The organism is Streptomyces sp. NPDC001480 (assembly GCF_042894725.1).
Lineage (GTDB): Bacteria > Actinomycetota > Actinomycetes > Streptomycetales > Streptomycetaceae > Streptomyces.
In genome coordinates, this window is sequence record NZ_JBIAVX010000020.1 from 54,531 (window position 1) to 69,807 (window position 15,277).

General features: G+C 69.9%; 16 protein-coding genes and 1 pseudogene. 10 read left to right on the forward strand and 7 right to left on the reverse strand.

Annotated elements, in window-relative coordinates:
* The first annotated feature begins 251 nt into the window (after positions 1-251).
* Both ACFY01_RS38105 and ACFY01_RS38110 read left to right on the forward strand, forming a co-directional pair.
* On the forward strand, positions 252-950 hold the full coding sequence (locus ACFY01_RS38105; RefSeq protein WP_390740366.1) for a hypothetical protein: 699 nt from the start codon (positions 252-254) through the stop codon (positions 948-950).
* 180 nt (positions 951-1,130) lie between these two features.
* Positions 1,131-1,748, forward strand: a complete 618-nt coding sequence (locus ACFY01_RS38110; RefSeq protein ID WP_390740367.1) for a sigma-70 family RNA polymerase sigma factor — start codon at positions 1,131-1,133, stop codon at positions 1,746-1,748.
* A 35-nt stretch (positions 1,749-1,783) separates the two neighbouring features.
* Here the strand turns inward: ACFY01_RS38110 and ACFY01_RS38115 are convergent, their stop codons facing one another.
* Positions 1,784-2,482, reverse strand: a complete 699-nt coding sequence (locus ACFY01_RS38115) for an SDR family NAD(P)-dependent oxidoreductase (protein ID WP_390740368.1) — start codon at positions 2,480-2,482, stop codon at positions 1,784-1,786.
* A gap of 162 nt (positions 2,483-2,644) precedes the next feature.
* On the opposite strand from ACFY01_RS38115, the gene ACFY01_RS38120 reads away from it, so the two are divergent.
* Positions 2,645-3,517: a helix-turn-helix domain-containing protein gene (locus ACFY01_RS38120; protein WP_390740369.1), complete on the forward strand. Its 873-nt coding sequence runs from the start codon at positions 2,645-2,647 to the stop codon at positions 3,515-3,517.
* Positions 3,518-3,550: 33 nt separating this feature from the next.
* On the opposite strand, the gene ACFY01_RS38125 is transcribed toward ACFY01_RS38120, so the two are convergent.
* The 5 genes and pseudogenes from ACFY01_RS38125 to ACFY01_RS38145 form a co-directional block, all read right to left on the reverse strand.
* Complete coding sequence (locus ACFY01_RS38125) at positions 3,551-4,351, reverse strand: SAM-dependent methyltransferase (RefSeq protein ID WP_390740370.1); 801 nt, start codon at positions 4,349-4,351, stop codon at positions 3,551-3,553.
* Between the two features lie 105 nt (positions 4,352-4,456).
* Positions 4,457-5,044 (reverse strand): cation transporter, encoded by a 588-nt coding sequence (locus tag ACFY01_RS38130; RefSeq protein WP_390740371.1) that lies wholly within the window; start codon positions 5,042-5,044, stop codon positions 4,457-4,459.
* Positions 5,045-5,092: 48 nt separating this feature from the next.
* Positions 5,093-5,218: pseudogene (locus ACFY01_RS38135) on the reverse strand (restriction endonuclease); the annotation flags it as partial.
* A 44-nt stretch (positions 5,219-5,262) separates the two neighbouring features.
* The gene (locus ACFY01_RS38140; RefSeq protein ID WP_390740372.1) at positions 5,263-5,826 is read right to left on the reverse strand and encodes a DinB family protein; all 564 of its coding nucleotides are present in this window, start codon (positions 5,824-5,826) and stop codon (positions 5,263-5,265) included.
* 142 nt (positions 5,827-5,968) lie between these two features.
* A complete protein-coding gene (locus ACFY01_RS38145) occupies positions 5,969-6,607 on the reverse strand; it encodes a hypothetical protein (protein WP_390740373.1) in 639 nt (212 codons plus the stop codon).
* A gap of 302 nt (positions 6,608-6,909) precedes the next feature.
* Between ACFY01_RS38145 and hemL the strand changes: the two genes are divergently transcribed.
* The 7 genes from hemL to ccsB all read left to right on the forward strand — a co-directional run bounded on the left by hemL (position 6,910) and on the right by ccsB (position 14,786).
* Complete coding sequence (hemL, locus tag ACFY01_RS38150) at positions 6,910-8,229, forward strand: glutamate-1-semialdehyde 2,1-aminomutase (protein ID WP_390740446.1); 1,320 nt, start codon at positions 6,910-6,912, stop codon at positions 8,227-8,229.
* Positions 8,226-8,909, forward strand: coding sequence for a histidine phosphatase family protein (locus ACFY01_RS38155; protein WP_132856404.1), 684 nt, complete (start codon positions 8,226-8,228; stop codon positions 8,907-8,909). The genes hemL and ACFY01_RS38155 overlap by 4 nt, the downstream gene beginning before the upstream one ends.
* Positions 8,910-9,032: 123 nt before the next feature.
* Positions 9,033-10,319 (forward strand): hypothetical protein, encoded by a 1,287-nt coding sequence (locus ACFY01_RS38160; protein ID WP_390740374.1) that lies wholly within the window; start codon positions 9,033-9,035, stop codon positions 10,317-10,319.
* A 91-nt stretch (positions 10,320-10,410) separates the two neighbouring features.
* Positions 10,411-10,998, forward strand: coding sequence for a TlpA family protein disulfide reductase (locus tag ACFY01_RS38165; protein ID WP_390740375.1), 588 nt, complete (start codon positions 10,411-10,413; stop codon positions 10,996-10,998).
* A gap of 1 nt (position 10,999) precedes the next feature.
* Complete coding sequence (locus ACFY01_RS38170; RefSeq protein WP_390740376.1) at positions 11,000-11,773, forward strand: cytochrome c biogenesis CcdA family protein; 774 nt, start codon at positions 11,000-11,002, stop codon at positions 11,771-11,773.
* A 3-nt stretch (positions 11,774-11,776) separates the two neighbouring features.
* Positions 11,777-13,501, forward strand: a complete 1,725-nt coding sequence (locus tag ACFY01_RS38175; RefSeq protein ID WP_390740377.1) for a cytochrome c biogenesis protein ResB — start codon at positions 11,777-11,779, stop codon at positions 13,499-13,501.
* 187 nt (positions 13,502-13,688) lie between these two features.
* The gene (gene ccsB / locus ACFY01_RS38180; RefSeq protein WP_390740378.1) at positions 13,689-14,786 is read left to right on the forward strand and encodes a c-type cytochrome biogenesis protein CcsB; all 1,098 of its coding nucleotides are present in this window, start codon (positions 13,689-13,691) and stop codon (positions 14,784-14,786) included.
* A gap of 142 nt (positions 14,787-14,928) precedes the next feature.
* Here the strand turns inward: ccsB and ACFY01_RS38185 are convergent, their stop codons facing one another.
* Complete coding sequence (locus ACFY01_RS38185) at positions 14,929-15,273, reverse strand: hypothetical protein (RefSeq protein WP_390740379.1); 345 nt, start codon at positions 15,271-15,273, stop codon at positions 14,929-14,931.
* Positions 15,274-15,277: the final 4 nt, after the last annotated feature.

Here is a 15,277-nt window from a genome sequence, read left to right on the forward strand (position 1 = left end):
CCTAGAGGCGGCTCGGGGGCCGGCGCTTCTCGATTCCTGACCGGGCCCGGCCCGGGGAACTTCCTTCCAGCCTCACCCGACTCCTGAAGCATGAAGGAGTCCCGCCGGCCCTCCTCCGGCGCGGGCGCGGTGCCGTCGGCGTCCGCCGAGCGGCGCGAGACCTGGATCACAGGCTGTGGATTGAGCGTGGCCCCCTGTGGATTTCCGTACCTCCGCATGTCGACCGTGCCCGAGTGCGAGGATGAGGCGCCATGACAGCAGGGTGGTGTTCTCGCACAGTACGGGCCGTGGTGTTCGCGGCCGTCTGTGTGGTGCTCGCCGCCCTGGGCCACGTCATGATGTCCGGCAGCCGCGTGCCCGTATGGGCGCTGGCCGCCGCAGTGGCCGGGACGGGCGCCGCGGGCTGGTGCCTGGCGGGCCGGGAACGGGGCCTGCCGCTGATCGTGACGGTCGTGGTCGCCGTCCAGACCGTGCTGCACGAGGCGTTCTGGCTCGCGCAGCCGTCGTCGGGCGGGCCGGGCGCCATGTCCATGGGCTCCATGCGGATGGACTCCATGGACATGGGGAGCATGGGGATGAGCTCCATGCCCCCTATGTCTTCCATGCCTTCCATGCCTTCCATGTCCTCCACGGGCCACATGACGGACATGGGGCAGTCACTGGCCGGCGGCGGCGGTTCGTCGTCGTCCGGCATGCTCGCCGCCCACCTGCTCGCCGCGCTCCTGACCGGCCTGTGGCTGGCGTACGGGGAGAAGGCAGCCTTCCGCATCGTGCGGGCCGTCGCCGGACGGCTGGCGGCGCCACTGCGGCTGCTGCTCGCGCTGCCCGTCCCGCCGTGCCGCCCGCTCGCCCGGCCTCGGCGCCCCCGCTCGGACCGGGCGCCGGGCCTTCTCCTCCTCGTCCACGCGATCACCTCCCGGGGGCCACCGGTGGGGACGGCTGTCATCTGACGACAGCTGGATTCCCGGGGCTGCCCGTGCGCGCCCCGGGCCTCGGCCGTACGCCCGCGCAAGCGCCGTAGCGCCTCCGTGTCGCAGCGCCTCCGCGCCGTAAGGCCGTCTCCCCGCTCACCGGACCGTCCGCGCCCTCGCGCGCCCCGGTCCGGATCACGGATCCGCGAAGGACACCAGGTGATCACCACTGCCCTGAACGACGACTCGATAACCGCCTGGGCGCTCGCCGCCCGAGGCGGCGACCCGGACGCGGTCGAGCACTTCGTACGCGCCCTCCACCGCGACGTCCAGCGTTACGTCGCCCACCTGTGCGGCGATCCCCAGGCCGTCGACGACCTCGCCCAGGACACGTTCCTGCGCGCGCTCGGCAGCCTCCACCGCTTCGAGGGCCGTTCCTCGGCGCGCGCCTGGTTGCTGTCCATCGCCCGCCGGGCGGTCATCGACAGCTACCGGTACGCCGCCGCCCGGCCCCGGCTGTCCCACGTGCCGGACTGGCAGATGGCCGTCGAGCTGGCCCAACCGCTGGACCTGCCCGGCTTCGACGACGGCATCGCCCTGCTGGACCTGCTGGCCGCCCTGCCCGACGAGCGCCGGGAGGCGTTCGTCCTCACCCAACTGGTCGGCCTGCCCTACGCGGAGGCGGCCGCGGTCAGCGACTGCCCGGTCGGCACCGTCCGTTCCCGAGTGGCCCGTGCCCGGGCGACCCTGATGGACCTGCTGGACGACGGGGGCACCTCCCACGCCCTTGAGGCAGTGGGGGAGGAGGACCGGCCCACCGCACTGGCGGCAGCCTGAGCCACCGACGCCGTTGGGTGACCCGGGTCGGTGTCTCAGGACCAGGCGATCTCGCCATGGCGGGAGACGAAGCGTCCGGTACCGGCGCCGGGTTCCTCGGTGGCGAGGGCGACGATCGCGTCCGTGCCCTCGGTGACGGTCTGGGGGCCGCTGTGACCGTTGAGGTCGGTCGCGGTGTAGCCGGGGTCGGCGGCGTTGACGCGGATGCCCTCGAGCGCCTTGGCGTACTGCGTGGTCAACATCGTCAGCGCCGCCTTCGACGAGGTGTACAGCGGCGCGATGACGTGGGACTCGGGCCGGCCGGGGTCGTGGGTGAGGGCGAGGGACCCCATGCCGCTGCTGACGTTGATGATCACGGGTTCGCCCGAGCGGCGCAGCAGCGGCAGGAACGCGGTGGTGGTGCGGACGACGCCGATGACGTTGACGTCGAGGACGGCGTGGGCGTCGGCGGCGGTGAGGCCGCTGGGATCGCCGACGGGGCCGTGGACACCGGCGTTGTTGATCAGGACGTCGATCCTGCCCTCGTGTGCGGCGACGTCCGCGGCCGCGGCGGCCACGGACGCGTCGTCGGTCACGTCGATGGGGACGAAGCGGGCGCCGAGCGCGGCGGCGGCCTCCTCGCCCTGCCCGCGGTCGCGGGCCCCGACGAGCACGGTGTGGCCGCACTCGGTCAGACGGCGGGCGGTCTCGCGCCCGAGACCCTTGTTGGCTCCGGTGATGAAGGTGATCGTCATACGTTCGATACTGGTCCCGGCGAAGGAGGCGGACCAGGGACGCCTCGACGGAGGGACGCCCCGACGGAGGGACGCCCCGACGGAGGGACGCCTCGACGGTAGGAAGACCAGTACCAGCCTCGCGCCCACCCGCACGACCGGGGATGCAGGAGGATGGAGCTCATGCCGACGACCCCGGGAACCGGAACCGGACTGGGCGCGATGATCCGCACGTGGCGCGACCGGCTGCCCCCGTCGGCCGCCGGGCTGCCGGTGCCCCGGGGGCGCCGGGCGGCCGGGCTGCGGCGCGAAGAACTGGCCGACCTGGCCGGGGTGTCCGTCGACTACATCGTGCGCCTGGAGCAGGGGCGGGCCACGACACCCTCGGCGTCGGTGGTGGCGTCACTGGCGCGCGCCCTGCAACTGTCCACCGCCGAGCGGGACCACCTGTACCGGCTGGCCCGGCTCGTACCGCCGGCGGACGGCGCGATCTCCGACCACCTCCCGCCCGGCATGCAGCGGGTGCTCGCCCGCCTCGGGGACGTGGCGGCCGCCGTGTTCGCGGCGGACTGGCAACTGGTGTGGTGGAACCGTGGCTGGGCCGCCCTGCTGGGCGACCCCTCCGCCTCGCCGTCGCGGCTGCGCAACTTCGCCCGCGACAGGTTCCCGGTGGACACCGGACCCGCCCGCCTCGCGCTGTGGCCGGTGACCGAGGCGGACCGCGACGCCATCGACGCCGCCGTCGTCTCCGACCTGCGCCGCGCCACCGGCCGCTTCCCCCAGGACGATCGCCTGGCCACGCTGATCCGCGAACTGAACGCGGGCAACGGGAGGTTCGCCGAACTGTGGGCGACCGGAGGGGTGGCCGCGCACCGTGAGGACCACAAGACGATCGACCACCCGACGGTGGGCCCGGTCACGGTGGACTGCGACGTCCTGACCGACGGCGACTCCGAGCTGAAGATCGTCATCATGACCGCCGTGCCCGGCAGCGAGGACGAGACCAAGCTCCGGCTCACCACCATCGCCGCCCGACCGGCCACCACGCCCAACTGATCCGCGAGGTCACGAGCTCACGAGCTCACGCGGTCACGGCTTTCGGGCCACCGCGCAGAACTCGTCGATGTCGCGGGTGCGGCTCGCGTCCGCGGGGTCGGGACGCCAGCGCGTGAGGGGAACGATGCCGGGTTCGAGCAGTTCCAGGTCCCGCACGTAGCCGCGGATGTGCTCGGGGGTGCGCATGACCATGGGGTTGGGGCTGTTGTCGTTCCACTCCTTGGCGGCGTCGTCGGTACGGCCGCCCCCCACGGCGGTGGTGGTGTGCGTGAGTGCGAGGTGGCTGCCGGGGGCCATGACGTCACGCAGGCGGCCCATGATGGCGTCCACCGTGTCGTCGCCGGGGATGAACAGGAGGACGCCGAGGAGGGTGATGGCGACCGGCTGGGTGAAGTCGAGGGTGCGGGCGGCTTCGTCGAGGATCCGGCCGGGATCGCGCAGGTCGGCCTCGATGTAGTCGGTCCTGCCCTCGGGGGTGCTGCGGAGCAGCGCTTCGGCGTGGCGCAGGACGATGGGGTCGTTGTCCACGTAGACGACGCGGGCTTCGGGCGCCAGGCGCTGGGCCACTTCGTGGGTGTTGTCGGCGGTGGGCAGGCCGGTGCCGATGTCGAGGAACTGGCGGATGCCGCAGTCGACGGTGAAGTACCGGATGATCCGCCGGAGGAAGGCACGTTGGAAGCGGGCCATGTCCGCGATCTCGGGATAGATCTCGAGGATCGCGTCTCCCGCTTCGCGGTCGGCCTCGTAGTTGTCCTTGCCGCCGAGCCAGTAGTTCCAGGTCCGGGCGGGGTGAGCGGTGGTGGGGGCGAAACCGGCTAAGCGCTCTTCATACACGGCAGGCGTCCTCGGATGGGCGTGCTTCGCATCGGATGCCGGGGAGGATACGGCCGCCCTGATTCCAGGGGGGAGCGAACCGGCCAGCCGGACAGTGGCGGTTCGTCAGAAGATCTCGCGGACTTCACGGACCGCGTAGAACACGAGGACGTAGCCGGCGACGGGGTCGGCCCACCACCAGCCGAGGGAGGTGTTCAGTACGAGACCGAGGAGGACGGCGACGGCCAGCAGACCGTCGATCAGCGTCACCCGGCCCTCGGTGCGCAGCACCGGGTTGTCGAGCGCCGCGCCGGTGCGGGACTTGCCCGCGGCTAGAGCGAACATCACGGCGGCGGTGACCGCGGTCCAGACGATGCCCAGCGGCGAGTGCCCGGGATGGTGTCCGCCGGTCAGGACCACCGTGGACTGCACGAACAGGTACGCGGCCAGTCCCGCGAACGCGAAGCCGATCAGCCGCAGGGCCCGGCGCCGCCGCGCCTCACCGGTGCCGGACAGTTCCCACACGACGACGGTCGACGCGCCGATCTCGATGAGGGAGTCCAGACCGAACCCGGCCAGCGCGACCGACCGGGCGCGCAGGGCGGCGACGGCGAGGACGACGATGCCGACCACGTTCCACCCGAGCGTGACGTACTCCAGGGCGAAGCCCCGGCGGAGCAGGGCGCTGCGGTTGCTGTCGTCCGGGACGCTCACCGGCAGAGTCTCCCACTTCGTGCTTCGCGCGCGGTACGGGCAGTCCGGTCAGGCGACGCCGGCCGGCCGCGGGGTGCCGTGGAAGACCTGGCGTGTGTGCCAGGCGCGGTGGGCCGCCGCGATGGGGCGGGCTCCCGGCTGAGGGCCGGTCAGCGGGCGGCCCGCGAGGGCTATGGGTCCATGTAGGTTTCCGCAGCTCGATCGCCAGTTACCGAAAGTCATATTCGGTGCGGTGCGGCTCCGTCCTGCCGGCGGTAGAGGTCGCGCAGCAGGGAAATCTCGGCGCCGTGATGGATCAGCTCCCTGTTGACATGCAGGACTCTGTTCTCCATGGGAAACCGCTCGGGACCCGCCGTGGGCGGATTGTCCAGGTCGGCGTCCGAGAGCTCGCGGACCCCCGCGTTCCATCTCCCGTACATCTCATCGAGCTGTTTCAGCGCCTCGTCAGCGGTTCCCGCGTAGGCGAATGTCTCGGATTCGACGTCCTGGCCGCCGAAGTACCATCCGACCCGATAGCCCAGGCAGGAGACGATGATGTGCGCCAGCCGCCAGGCAATCGTGGTCACCGGTGCCGGCACCGGGTCAGGGAACGCGAAGTCCATCGTCCACTCGCCCGAACCTGCCGGCATCGGTGCGGCCGACGTGCCACGTGGGCGAATGCTCCAGCAGTCGCGCACCGGCTCCCAGAAGTACTCCTCGTCGGTAAGACCCTCCAGCCGTGGCCGCAAGTTCTTGCGCCAGTACCAGTCCAACTGCTCCGCGAGCCGTTCGCTTCTCGTCATTGCCGCACACTACAGACCTGTCGAGCAGAGCGTGCCGGCCTGATGGTCGCAGGACTATTCCGGCTATGCCGCCTGACGGCCCCTCCCGGCACCAAAAAGGGCGAGGCCCGAAGACCCCGCCCGATCCGCAAGAAACCCCAGCTCAGGGCCAAACAAGGCAATAAGGCTGATGCCCCGCCTCATGCAACCGATGGCTGAAGTCCTGCCACTCGTGCAGCAACTGGTACACGTTGAACGCGTCCCGCGGCCCGCCCCGGTCCGGGACCGTGGACCAGATGAACGCCGCCGCGCCGACCGCTTCCTCGCCGATGCCCCGCAGGGGGTCGACGACGGTCATCGGGAGTTTCACGACCGCGTAGTCGGGGTGCAGGACGACCAGCTCCAGGGGCGGCACCTTGTGCAGGGGGACACCCTCGATCCCGGTGAGGACCATCGCGGCCATCGTCTCCGGCTTGATCTTGGTGAACATGCCGTTCATGCCGAGCTCGTCGCCGCCGAGCTCCTCGGGGCGCATGGAGATCGGCACGCGGGCCGCGGTCGCGCCGTCGGGCGCGCCGAAGTATTTGTACGTCACCCCCACCCGACCACCATTCCTGCTCTCCGCCTTCAACCGGTCCACTCGACGATCAATACGTCGTTCGAGCCCCTCCGGCTCATTCGGTCCGCTCTGTGCCTGACGTGCTTCGGCCGCTTCCTCCGCCTCGCGCCGGTGCCTTCCCCGCCGGGCACGTCGAGGACCCAGGTCATCAGTCCCCTCGCCCAGTCCGCCACCGCGATGCATATCTCCACCCGACTGCTTTTCTAGGACGCGTGGCCCCCGCCGCGCAACCCGATCATCGTGTCAGTGACCTCCCCCACGGCCGCCCGCCGAAACGTGCGGGGATACAACAGTCCGCGGGATCGCGTCCCAGTCTTCCCAGGTCTTCCCAGTCTCGCAGATGGCAGAAGTTCGACCACGTGATCGGTGCAGCCACCCCCGCTTTGCCGGACCCGTCCCCTCGTCGGCCTACCCTGATGAGGTCACCCTGTCAGAGAAGGTGGGAGAAGCCGCAGGTCATGAGTGAAGCCAACTCCTCGGGAGCGCTGCCGGCAGCGCCCTACCCCTACGAGGCGCCCGTCTCACAGGCCCTGTTCGACCGCGCGGCCGCCGTCACGCCGGGCGGCGTGAACTCCCCGGTGCGCGCCTTCCGTGCCGTGGGCGGTACGCCCCGGTTCATGGTGTCCGGCACCGGTCCGTACCTGACCGACGCCGACGGCCGGGAGTACGTGGATCTGGTGTGCTCCTGGGGGCCGATGATCCTCGGGCACTCCCACCCCGAGGTGATCGCCGCCGTGCAGCAGGCCGTCGCGCGCGGTACGTCCTTCGGTACGCCCGGTGAGGGCGAGGTCGCCCTCGCGGAGGAGATCGTCGCCCGGGTCGAGCCCGTCGAGCAGGTGCGGCTGGTGTCCAGCGGGACCGAGGCCACCATGTCGGCCATCCGGCTCGCCCGCGGGTTCACCCGGCGGTCCAAGGTGATCAAGTTCGCCGGGTGCTACCACGGGCACGTCGACTCGCTGCTCGCCGCCGCGGGCTCCGGCGTCGCCACCTTCGCGCTGCCCGACACCCCCGGCGTCACCGGTGCCCAGGCCGGCGACACGATCGTGCTGCCGTACAACGACCTGGAGGCCGTGCACGCCGCCTTCCACGCCCACCCCGGCGAGATCGCCTGCGTGATCACGGAGGCCTCCCCCGGCAACATGGGCGTCGTACCGCCGCAGCCGGGCTTCAACCAGGGGCTGAAGGACGCCTGCGCGCAGAACGGGGCGCTGTACATCTCCGACGAGGTGATGACCGGCTTCCGTACCAGTCGCGCCGGGTGGTACGGCGTCGACGGGGTCAGGCCCGATCTGATGACCTTCGGCAAGGTCATGGGCGGCGGCTTCCCGGCCGCGGCCTTCGGCGGCCGGGCCGACGTCATGGCCCACCTCGCGCCCGCCGGGCCCGTCTACCAGGCCGGCACCCTCTCCGGGAACCCGGTCGCCACCGCCGCGGGCCTCGCCCAGCTGCGGCTGCTCGACGACGCCGCGTACGAGACGGTCGACGCCGTGTCGGAGCAGATCCAGGGTCTGGTCACCGAGGCGCTCACCAAGGAGGGCGTGGCGCACCGGCTCCAGCGGGCCTCCAACATGTTCTCCGTCTTCTTCACGGACCGCTCCGTGCGGAACTACGAGGACGCCAAGGCGCAGGACTCCTTCCGCTTCACCGCCTTCTTCCACTCGTTGCTGGCGAACGGCGTCTACCTGCCGCCGTCGTCCTTCGAGTCCTGGTTCGTGTCCACGGCCCATGACGAGCGGGCCATCCAGAAGATCGCCGACGCCCTCCCGGCGGCGGCCCGAGCTGCGGCGGAGGCCACGGCAGCATGAGTGACAGCAAGGACATCACCGTCGTTCACCTCATGCGGCACGGCGAGGTGGAGAACCCGACCGGCGTCCTCTACGGGCGGCTGCCGGGCTACCGTCTCTCCGAGCTGGGCCGGCAGATGGCCGAGCGGGTCGCCGAGCACCTCGCCCCGCGCGATGTGACGTACGTCGTCGCCTCCCCGCTGGAGCGGGCGCAGGAGACCGCGACCCCGATCGCCAAGGCGCACGGCCTGGACCTGGACACCGACGAGCGGCTCATCGAGGCCGACAACGTCTTCCAGGGCAAGACCTTCGGTGTCGGGGACGGGGCGCTGCGCCGGCCGGAGAACTGGAAGCACCTCGTCAACCCGTTCAAGCCGTCCTGGGGGGAGCCGTACGTCGACCAGGTCGTGCGGATGATGGGCGCGCTGAACGCGGCGAAGGACCGGGCGCGCGGGCACGAGGCGGTGCTGGTGAGCCATCAGCTGCCGATCTGGATCGTGCGTTCGTACGTCGAGCGGCGGCGGCTGTGGCACGATCCGCGCAAGCGTCAGTGCACCCTGGCCTCCCTGACGACTTTCACATACCAGGGCGACAGGATCGTTTCCGTCGGCTACTCCGAGCCCGCCCGCGACCTCGTCCCGGCCCATCTGCTGGCCGGTGCGAAGCCGGTGAAGGGGCAGGGGAAGGCGTTCGGGGCCTGAGGGTTCCGTGGAGACAGGCTTGTTACGTTTGTTGCGGATTAACTGAATAACTGAGGAACCTACCGGTTCGTCACGCCCTCTGAGTGGGTGACCACCAGCAGGACGTGACGAATCGGGGTTCTCATGCGCACCTTCTCCCGACGCGGAGTACTCGGCCTCGGCGCGGGTGCCGCGGCCGCCGCCTCACTCGCCGGCTGCGGAACGCTCGACGCGTCAGACGGCGACGGGCACGGTTCCGGTTCCGGCAAGGGACGTTCCCGGGACCACGGCAGCGGCAGCAGTGCGCACCCCGCCCGCCCCCTCGGCGACGGTTCCACGTCCTTCACCGGCAAGCAGCCCCACCAGCCTGCCAAGCCCGAGCCGCTGCACCCCGGTCAGGAGCCGCCGCAGTTCGTCGTCTTCTCCTGGGACGGTGCGGGCGAGGTCGGCAACGGCCTCTTCCCGCGCTTCCTCGACCTCGCCAAGGAGCACGGGGCGAGCATGACCTTCTTCCTCTCGGGGCTGTACCTGCTGCCCGAGTCGAAGAAGCGGCTCTACAACCCGCCGAACAACCCGCGCGGCGCCTCCGACATCGGCTACCTCACCGACGACCACGTCAAGGCGACGCTCACCAACGTCCGCCGTGCCTGGCTCGAGGGCCACGAGATCGGCACCCACTTCAACGGGCACTTCTGCGGCGAGGCGCACGGCTCGGTCAAGTGGTGGACCCCGCAGCAGTGGAAGAGTGAGATCGAGCAGGCGAAGTCCTTCGTGAAGCAGTGGCGGACCAACACCGGCTGGAAGGACATGCCGGCGCTGCCGTTCGACTACGACAAGGAGCTCGTCGGCGGCCGTACGCCCTGTCTGCTCGGCCAGGACAACCTGTTGCCCACCGCCCGCGAGCTCGGCTGGCGCTACGACGCCTCCTCGCCGGGCGGCCGTCAGACGTGGCCGCAGAAGAAGCTGGGGATCTGGGACCTGCCGTTGCAGCAGATACCTTTCCCCGGGCACTCCTTCGAAGTGCTCTCCATGGACTACAACATGCTCGCCAACCAGTCCGTCAACTCCACCAAGGCGCCGGCCTACAACTACCCGGGCTGGCGCCGGCAGTCCGCTCAGGCCTACATATCCGGATTCCAGCGGGCATACGAGACAAACAGGGCACCCTTCTTCATAGGCAACCACTTCGAGCAGTGGAACGGCGGCCTCTACATGGACGCCGTCGAGGAGGCCTTCAAGCACATCGCGCGCGAGAAGGAGAAGGGCGCGGACGTACGGCTGGTCTCCTTCAAGCAGTTCGTGGACTGGCTGGACGTGCAGAAGCCCGAGGTGCTCGCCAAGCTGCGTACCCTGGAGGTCGGGCAGCGGCCGGCGGGCGGCTGGAAGGGCTTCCTGTCGGACACGAAGTCGGCCTCTTCGAACGCCGCCTGAGACCGCTGCCCGAAACGCCGCCTGAAATGCGGGTTTCCGCCCGCAAGGGGGGTGCGCAACATCCCCAGAACGGGCATGCGAAACTTTTCACATGACTACCCGCAGCCGCCTCCTGCTCGCCGCCACGGCCGCCGCAGCGGCCCTGACCCTGTCCGCGTGCAGCTCGGGCGGCATCTCGGGCGGGGGTGGTGACACCAACTTCGTCACCGGCAAGAACGGCATCGACACGGCCGCCAAGGGCCACCGGGACCCGGCGCCGGACCTGTCCGGCAAGACCATCGACGGCAAGACCCTCGACGTCGCCGACTACAAGGGCAAGGTCGTCGTCGTCAACATCTGGGGCTCCTGGTGCGGGCCGTGCCGCGCGGAGGGCAAGTACTTCGCCAAGGTCTCCAAGGAGTACGAGGGCAAGGGCGTCCAGTTCGTCGGCATCAACACCCGGGACAGCAGCACCACCCCGGCGGTCGCCTTCGAGAAGGGACAGGGGATCACCTACCCCAGCCTCTACGACCCGACCGGCAAACTGATGCTCCGCTTCAAGAAGGGCACCCTCAACCCGCAGCTGGTCCCCACCACGCTGATCCTCGACCGGGACGGGAAGATCGCCGCGCGGGCGCTGGAGGCGCTCAGCGAGGAGAGCCTGCTGAAGATGCTCAAGCCGGTCCTCGCGGAGAAGTGACGTGAGCGCACTCGTCACGCTCGCCGGCGAGGTGGGCAAGAACCAGACCGTGCTCAACGGCGCACTGCTGGTCGCCCTGCCGATCGCGGTGCTCGGCGGCCTCGTCTCCTTCTTCTCGCCCTGCGTGCTGCCGCTGGTCCCCGGCTACCTCTCCTATGTCACCGGGGTGGCCGGCACCGACCTGGCCGAGGCCAAACGGGGGCGGATGGTCGCCGGAGCCTCCCTGTTCGTGCTCGGCTTCAGTGCCGTGTTCATCTCCAGCGGGGCACTGTTCGGCTTCTTCGGCTGGACCTTGCAGGAGCACAAAGACACCCTGACCAAGGTCCTCGGCGTGCTCATGATCCTCATGGGTGTGTTCTTCATGGGGCTGATGCCCTGGCTCACCCAGCGCGAGTTCCGCTTCCACAAGCGGCCGGCGACCGGCCTGGCGGGCGCGCCCGTGCTAGGCGCGCTGTTCGGCATCGGCTGGACACCCTGCATCGGCCCCACCCTCGCGTCGGTGAACGCCCTCTCGTGGCACGAGTCGAGCGCCGGCCGCGGCGCCATACTGACCGTCGCCTACTGCCTCGGCCTCGGCGTCCCCTTCGTCCTCACCGCCGTCGCCTTCCGCAAGGCCCTCGGCGCGTTCGGCTGGGTCAAGCGCCACTATGTCTGGGTGATGCGCATCGGCGGCACCATGATGATCGTGACCGGTGTACTGCTGCTGACCGGCGCGTGGGACCGTCTCGTGCAGGAGATGCAGACCTGGTCCGACGGCTTCAATGTGGGGATCTGATCCATGAGCAAGACCACCGCCGACAACTCCCCGAACAGCGCCGAGGACCAGGACCTCGGAGCGGCCGGCTCCCAGTTGTCCACCGCCCCGCAGGAAGAGGCGGTGAGCTTTCCCTCCCTCGGGGTCATCGGCTGGGTCCGCTGGTTCTGGCGCCAGCTGACCTCCATGCGGGTCGCGCTGCTGCTGCTCCTGCTGCTGTCGCTCGGCGCGATCCCCGGCTCGCTGATCCCGCAGACCGGCGCCGACCTCAACAAGGTCGCCGACTTCCGCAAGGCGCACAGCACGCTCGCGCCGATCTACGACAAGCTCGGCCTCTTTCACGTCTACAGCTCGGTGTGGTTCTCCGCGATCTACATCCTGCTGTTCGTCTCGCTCATCGGCTGCATCGTCCCGCGCACCTGGCAGTTCGTCGGCCAGCTGCGCGGCCGGCCGCCCGCCGCGCCCAAGCGGCTGAACCGGCTGCCCGCCTACACCACCTGGCGCACCGAGGCCGAGCCCGAGCAGGTCCACGAGGCCGCGCTCGCCCTGCTGAAGAAGCGCCGCTTCCGCGCCCACTCCTCCGGTGACGCCGTCGCCGCCGAGAAGGGCTACGTGCGTGAGCTGGGCAACCTGGTCTTCCACATCGCGCTGATCGTGCTGCTGGTCGCCTTCGCCTCGGGCCAGCTGTTCAAGTCGGACGGCACCAAGCTGGTCGTCGAGGGCGCCGGGTTCTCCAACTCGATCATCCTGTACGACGACTTCAAGTCCGGCAGCCTCTTCAAGAGCGACGACCTGGTGCCCTTCAGCTTCGACCTGAAGGATTTCCAGGGCACCTACGAGATGAGCGGCCCGAACAAGGGCACCCCGCGCACCTTCCAGGCGAAGATCGACTACAGCAAGGGCGCGTACGGCAAGTCGCGGCCGGCGACCATCAAGGTCAACCAGCCGCTGAAGATCGACGACGCCAAGGTCTACCTCGTCAGCCACGGCTACGCGCCCGTCATCACCGTCCGCGACGGCAAGGGCGACGTCGTCTACAAGGACGCCGTGCCGCTGCTGCCGCTCGACGGGAACGTCAGCTCGCAGGGCGTCATCAAGGTGATGGACGGCTACAAGAACGCCCAGGGCGTCAGCGAGCAGCTGGGCGTGAAGGCCTTCTTCCTGCCGACCTACGGCGGTGGCGCCTCGGTGCTCTCCCAGTTCCCGGCGCTGCTGAACCCGGTGCTGAACCTGGAGCCGTACCACGGCGACCTCGGTGTGGACGCGGGCCTGCCGCAGAGCGTGTACCAGCTCGACAAGACCCACATGAAGGCGTACAAGGACGCCAAGGGCGCGCAGCTGAGGGACAACCTCAAGCCCGGGCAGACCATGCAGCTGCCCAACGGCGCCGGCTCGATCACCTTCGAGAAGGATGTCAAGGAGTGGGCCGGCTTCGAGATCGTCCAGGAGCCGGGCAGCGGCTGGGCGCTCGGCGGCGCGCTCGCCGCGATCTTCGGCCTCGCCGCGTCCCTGTTCATCCAGCGCCGCCGCGTCTGGGTGCGGGCCGTCCGCGGCGCCGACGGCGTCACGGTCGTCGAGATGGCCGGCCTCGGCCGCAGCGAGTCCGCCAAGGTCCCCGAGGAACTGGGCGACCTCGCCGGAATCCTCTACGACCAGGCGCCGGGGGTACCCGATGAACCGGAGGCGGAGCCGGACGGTGCGTTCGACTCCGACGCCGCAGTCGCTGCCGAAGGGGCTGAGAAGCATTGAATCCTCTCCCCTGCGGATCCAGGGAGATTCCCGGCTCACGCCGCCCGGCGGACCAGCGGCCCGCCAGGTCTTCCACGATCAACGCCGGCCGGGTTGAAACCAGCCCGGTGACACGACCGCAAGCCTTTCCCACGACCTCAACGCCCGACCGCAAGTCGCCGGGATCTTCACCCGAAGGAGTGCTGAGGTGACTCTCGCCGCCGCAACCGATCTCGCCGCCGCCACCAACGAACATCTCGCGAGCATCAGCAACACGCTGATCTACTCGTCGATGGCCGTCTACACCCTGGCCTTCTTCGCCTACATCGCCGAATGGCTCTTCGGCAGCCGCAGCAAGGTGGCCCGCACGGCCGCCGCGCTCACGGCGGACACCAAGGCCACGCGGGGGCCCGCCGTCACCGTGCAGCAGGCCGGCGGGACCGCCGTGCTGGAGCGGCCCAAGGTCGTCGTGCGGTCAGCGGCCGGTGCCCGGGACGTGCCGGACGGGCCCGGTGCCCACGGCGGTGACGAGCAGGGCGACCTCTACGGCCGGATCGCCGTCTCCCTCACCGTGCTCGCCTTCCTCGTGGAGCTGGCCGGTGTCGTCGCCCGCGCGGCCTCCGTGGAGCGGGCGCCGTGGGGCAACATGTACGAGTTCAACATCACGTTCTCGACGGTCGCCGTCGCCGTCTACCTCGCGCTGCTGGCCCTGCGGAAGAACGTCCGCTGGATGGGCCTGTTCCTGGTCACCACGGTCCTGCTCGACCTGGGCCTCGCGGTCACCGTCCTCTACACGGCGAGCGACCAGCTGGTCCCGGCCCTGCACTCGTACTGGCTCTATATCCACGTCTCCACCGCGATCTTCTGCGGCGCGGTGTTCTACGTCGGCGCGGTCGCCACGATCCTGTACCTCTTCAAGGACTCGTACGAGAACAAGCTCCAGACCGGCGGCAAGCCCGGCAGCTTCGCGACCTCGGTCCTGGAGCGCCTGCCCGCCTCCGCCTCGCTCGACAAGTTCGCCTACCGCGTCAACGCGGCCGTCTTCCCGCTGTGGACGTTCACGATCATCGCGGGCGCGATCTGGGCGGGCGACGCCTGGGGCCGCTACTGGAACTGGGACCCCAAGGAGACCTGGTCCTTCATCACCTGGGTCGCCTACGCCTGCTACCTGCACGCCCGCGCCACAGCCGGCTGGAAGGGCCGCAAGGCCGCCTACCTGGCGATGATCGCCTTCGGCTGCTGGCTGTTCAACTACTACGGCGTCAACATCTTCGTGACCGGCAAGCACTCCTACGCGGGCGTCTGAGTACCCGGGGCCGGCCGCGGACGCGGTCGCCGCGGACAAGGTCTGCTTGTCCCCGCCGGGACACGAAGACCTCCGTGTGGTGGAGTCCAGGACTCCACCACACGGAGGTCTTCGTACGGCTGGAGCCTGTCCGGCCTGCGGGTCAGTCCCTGACCTGCGTGTCGAGGAAGCTCGCGGTGGTCCGCTGGGGCGCGCCGCACGCGGCCACGGAGTTCTGGTACCACTGCTTCCACGGACCCCAGACGGTGTACGTGTTGCCGTTGATGCCGTCGGTGCAGAGGATCTTGAGCCGCTGCTCTCCCGGGCCGTAGTGGCAGGTCTGACTGATCGAGTAGGTGTTGATCTGGTGGAACCCGCAGCCGTGCACCGCGGCGCTGGCCGGGGTGGCCACGGCGATGGGCGCGGCCACGGCGATGCCGCCGAGCAGCAGCGGTGTCGAGAGGACCGAGGTGAGCTTCCTCTTGCCGAGCGTCTTCCTGTTGAACACGAGA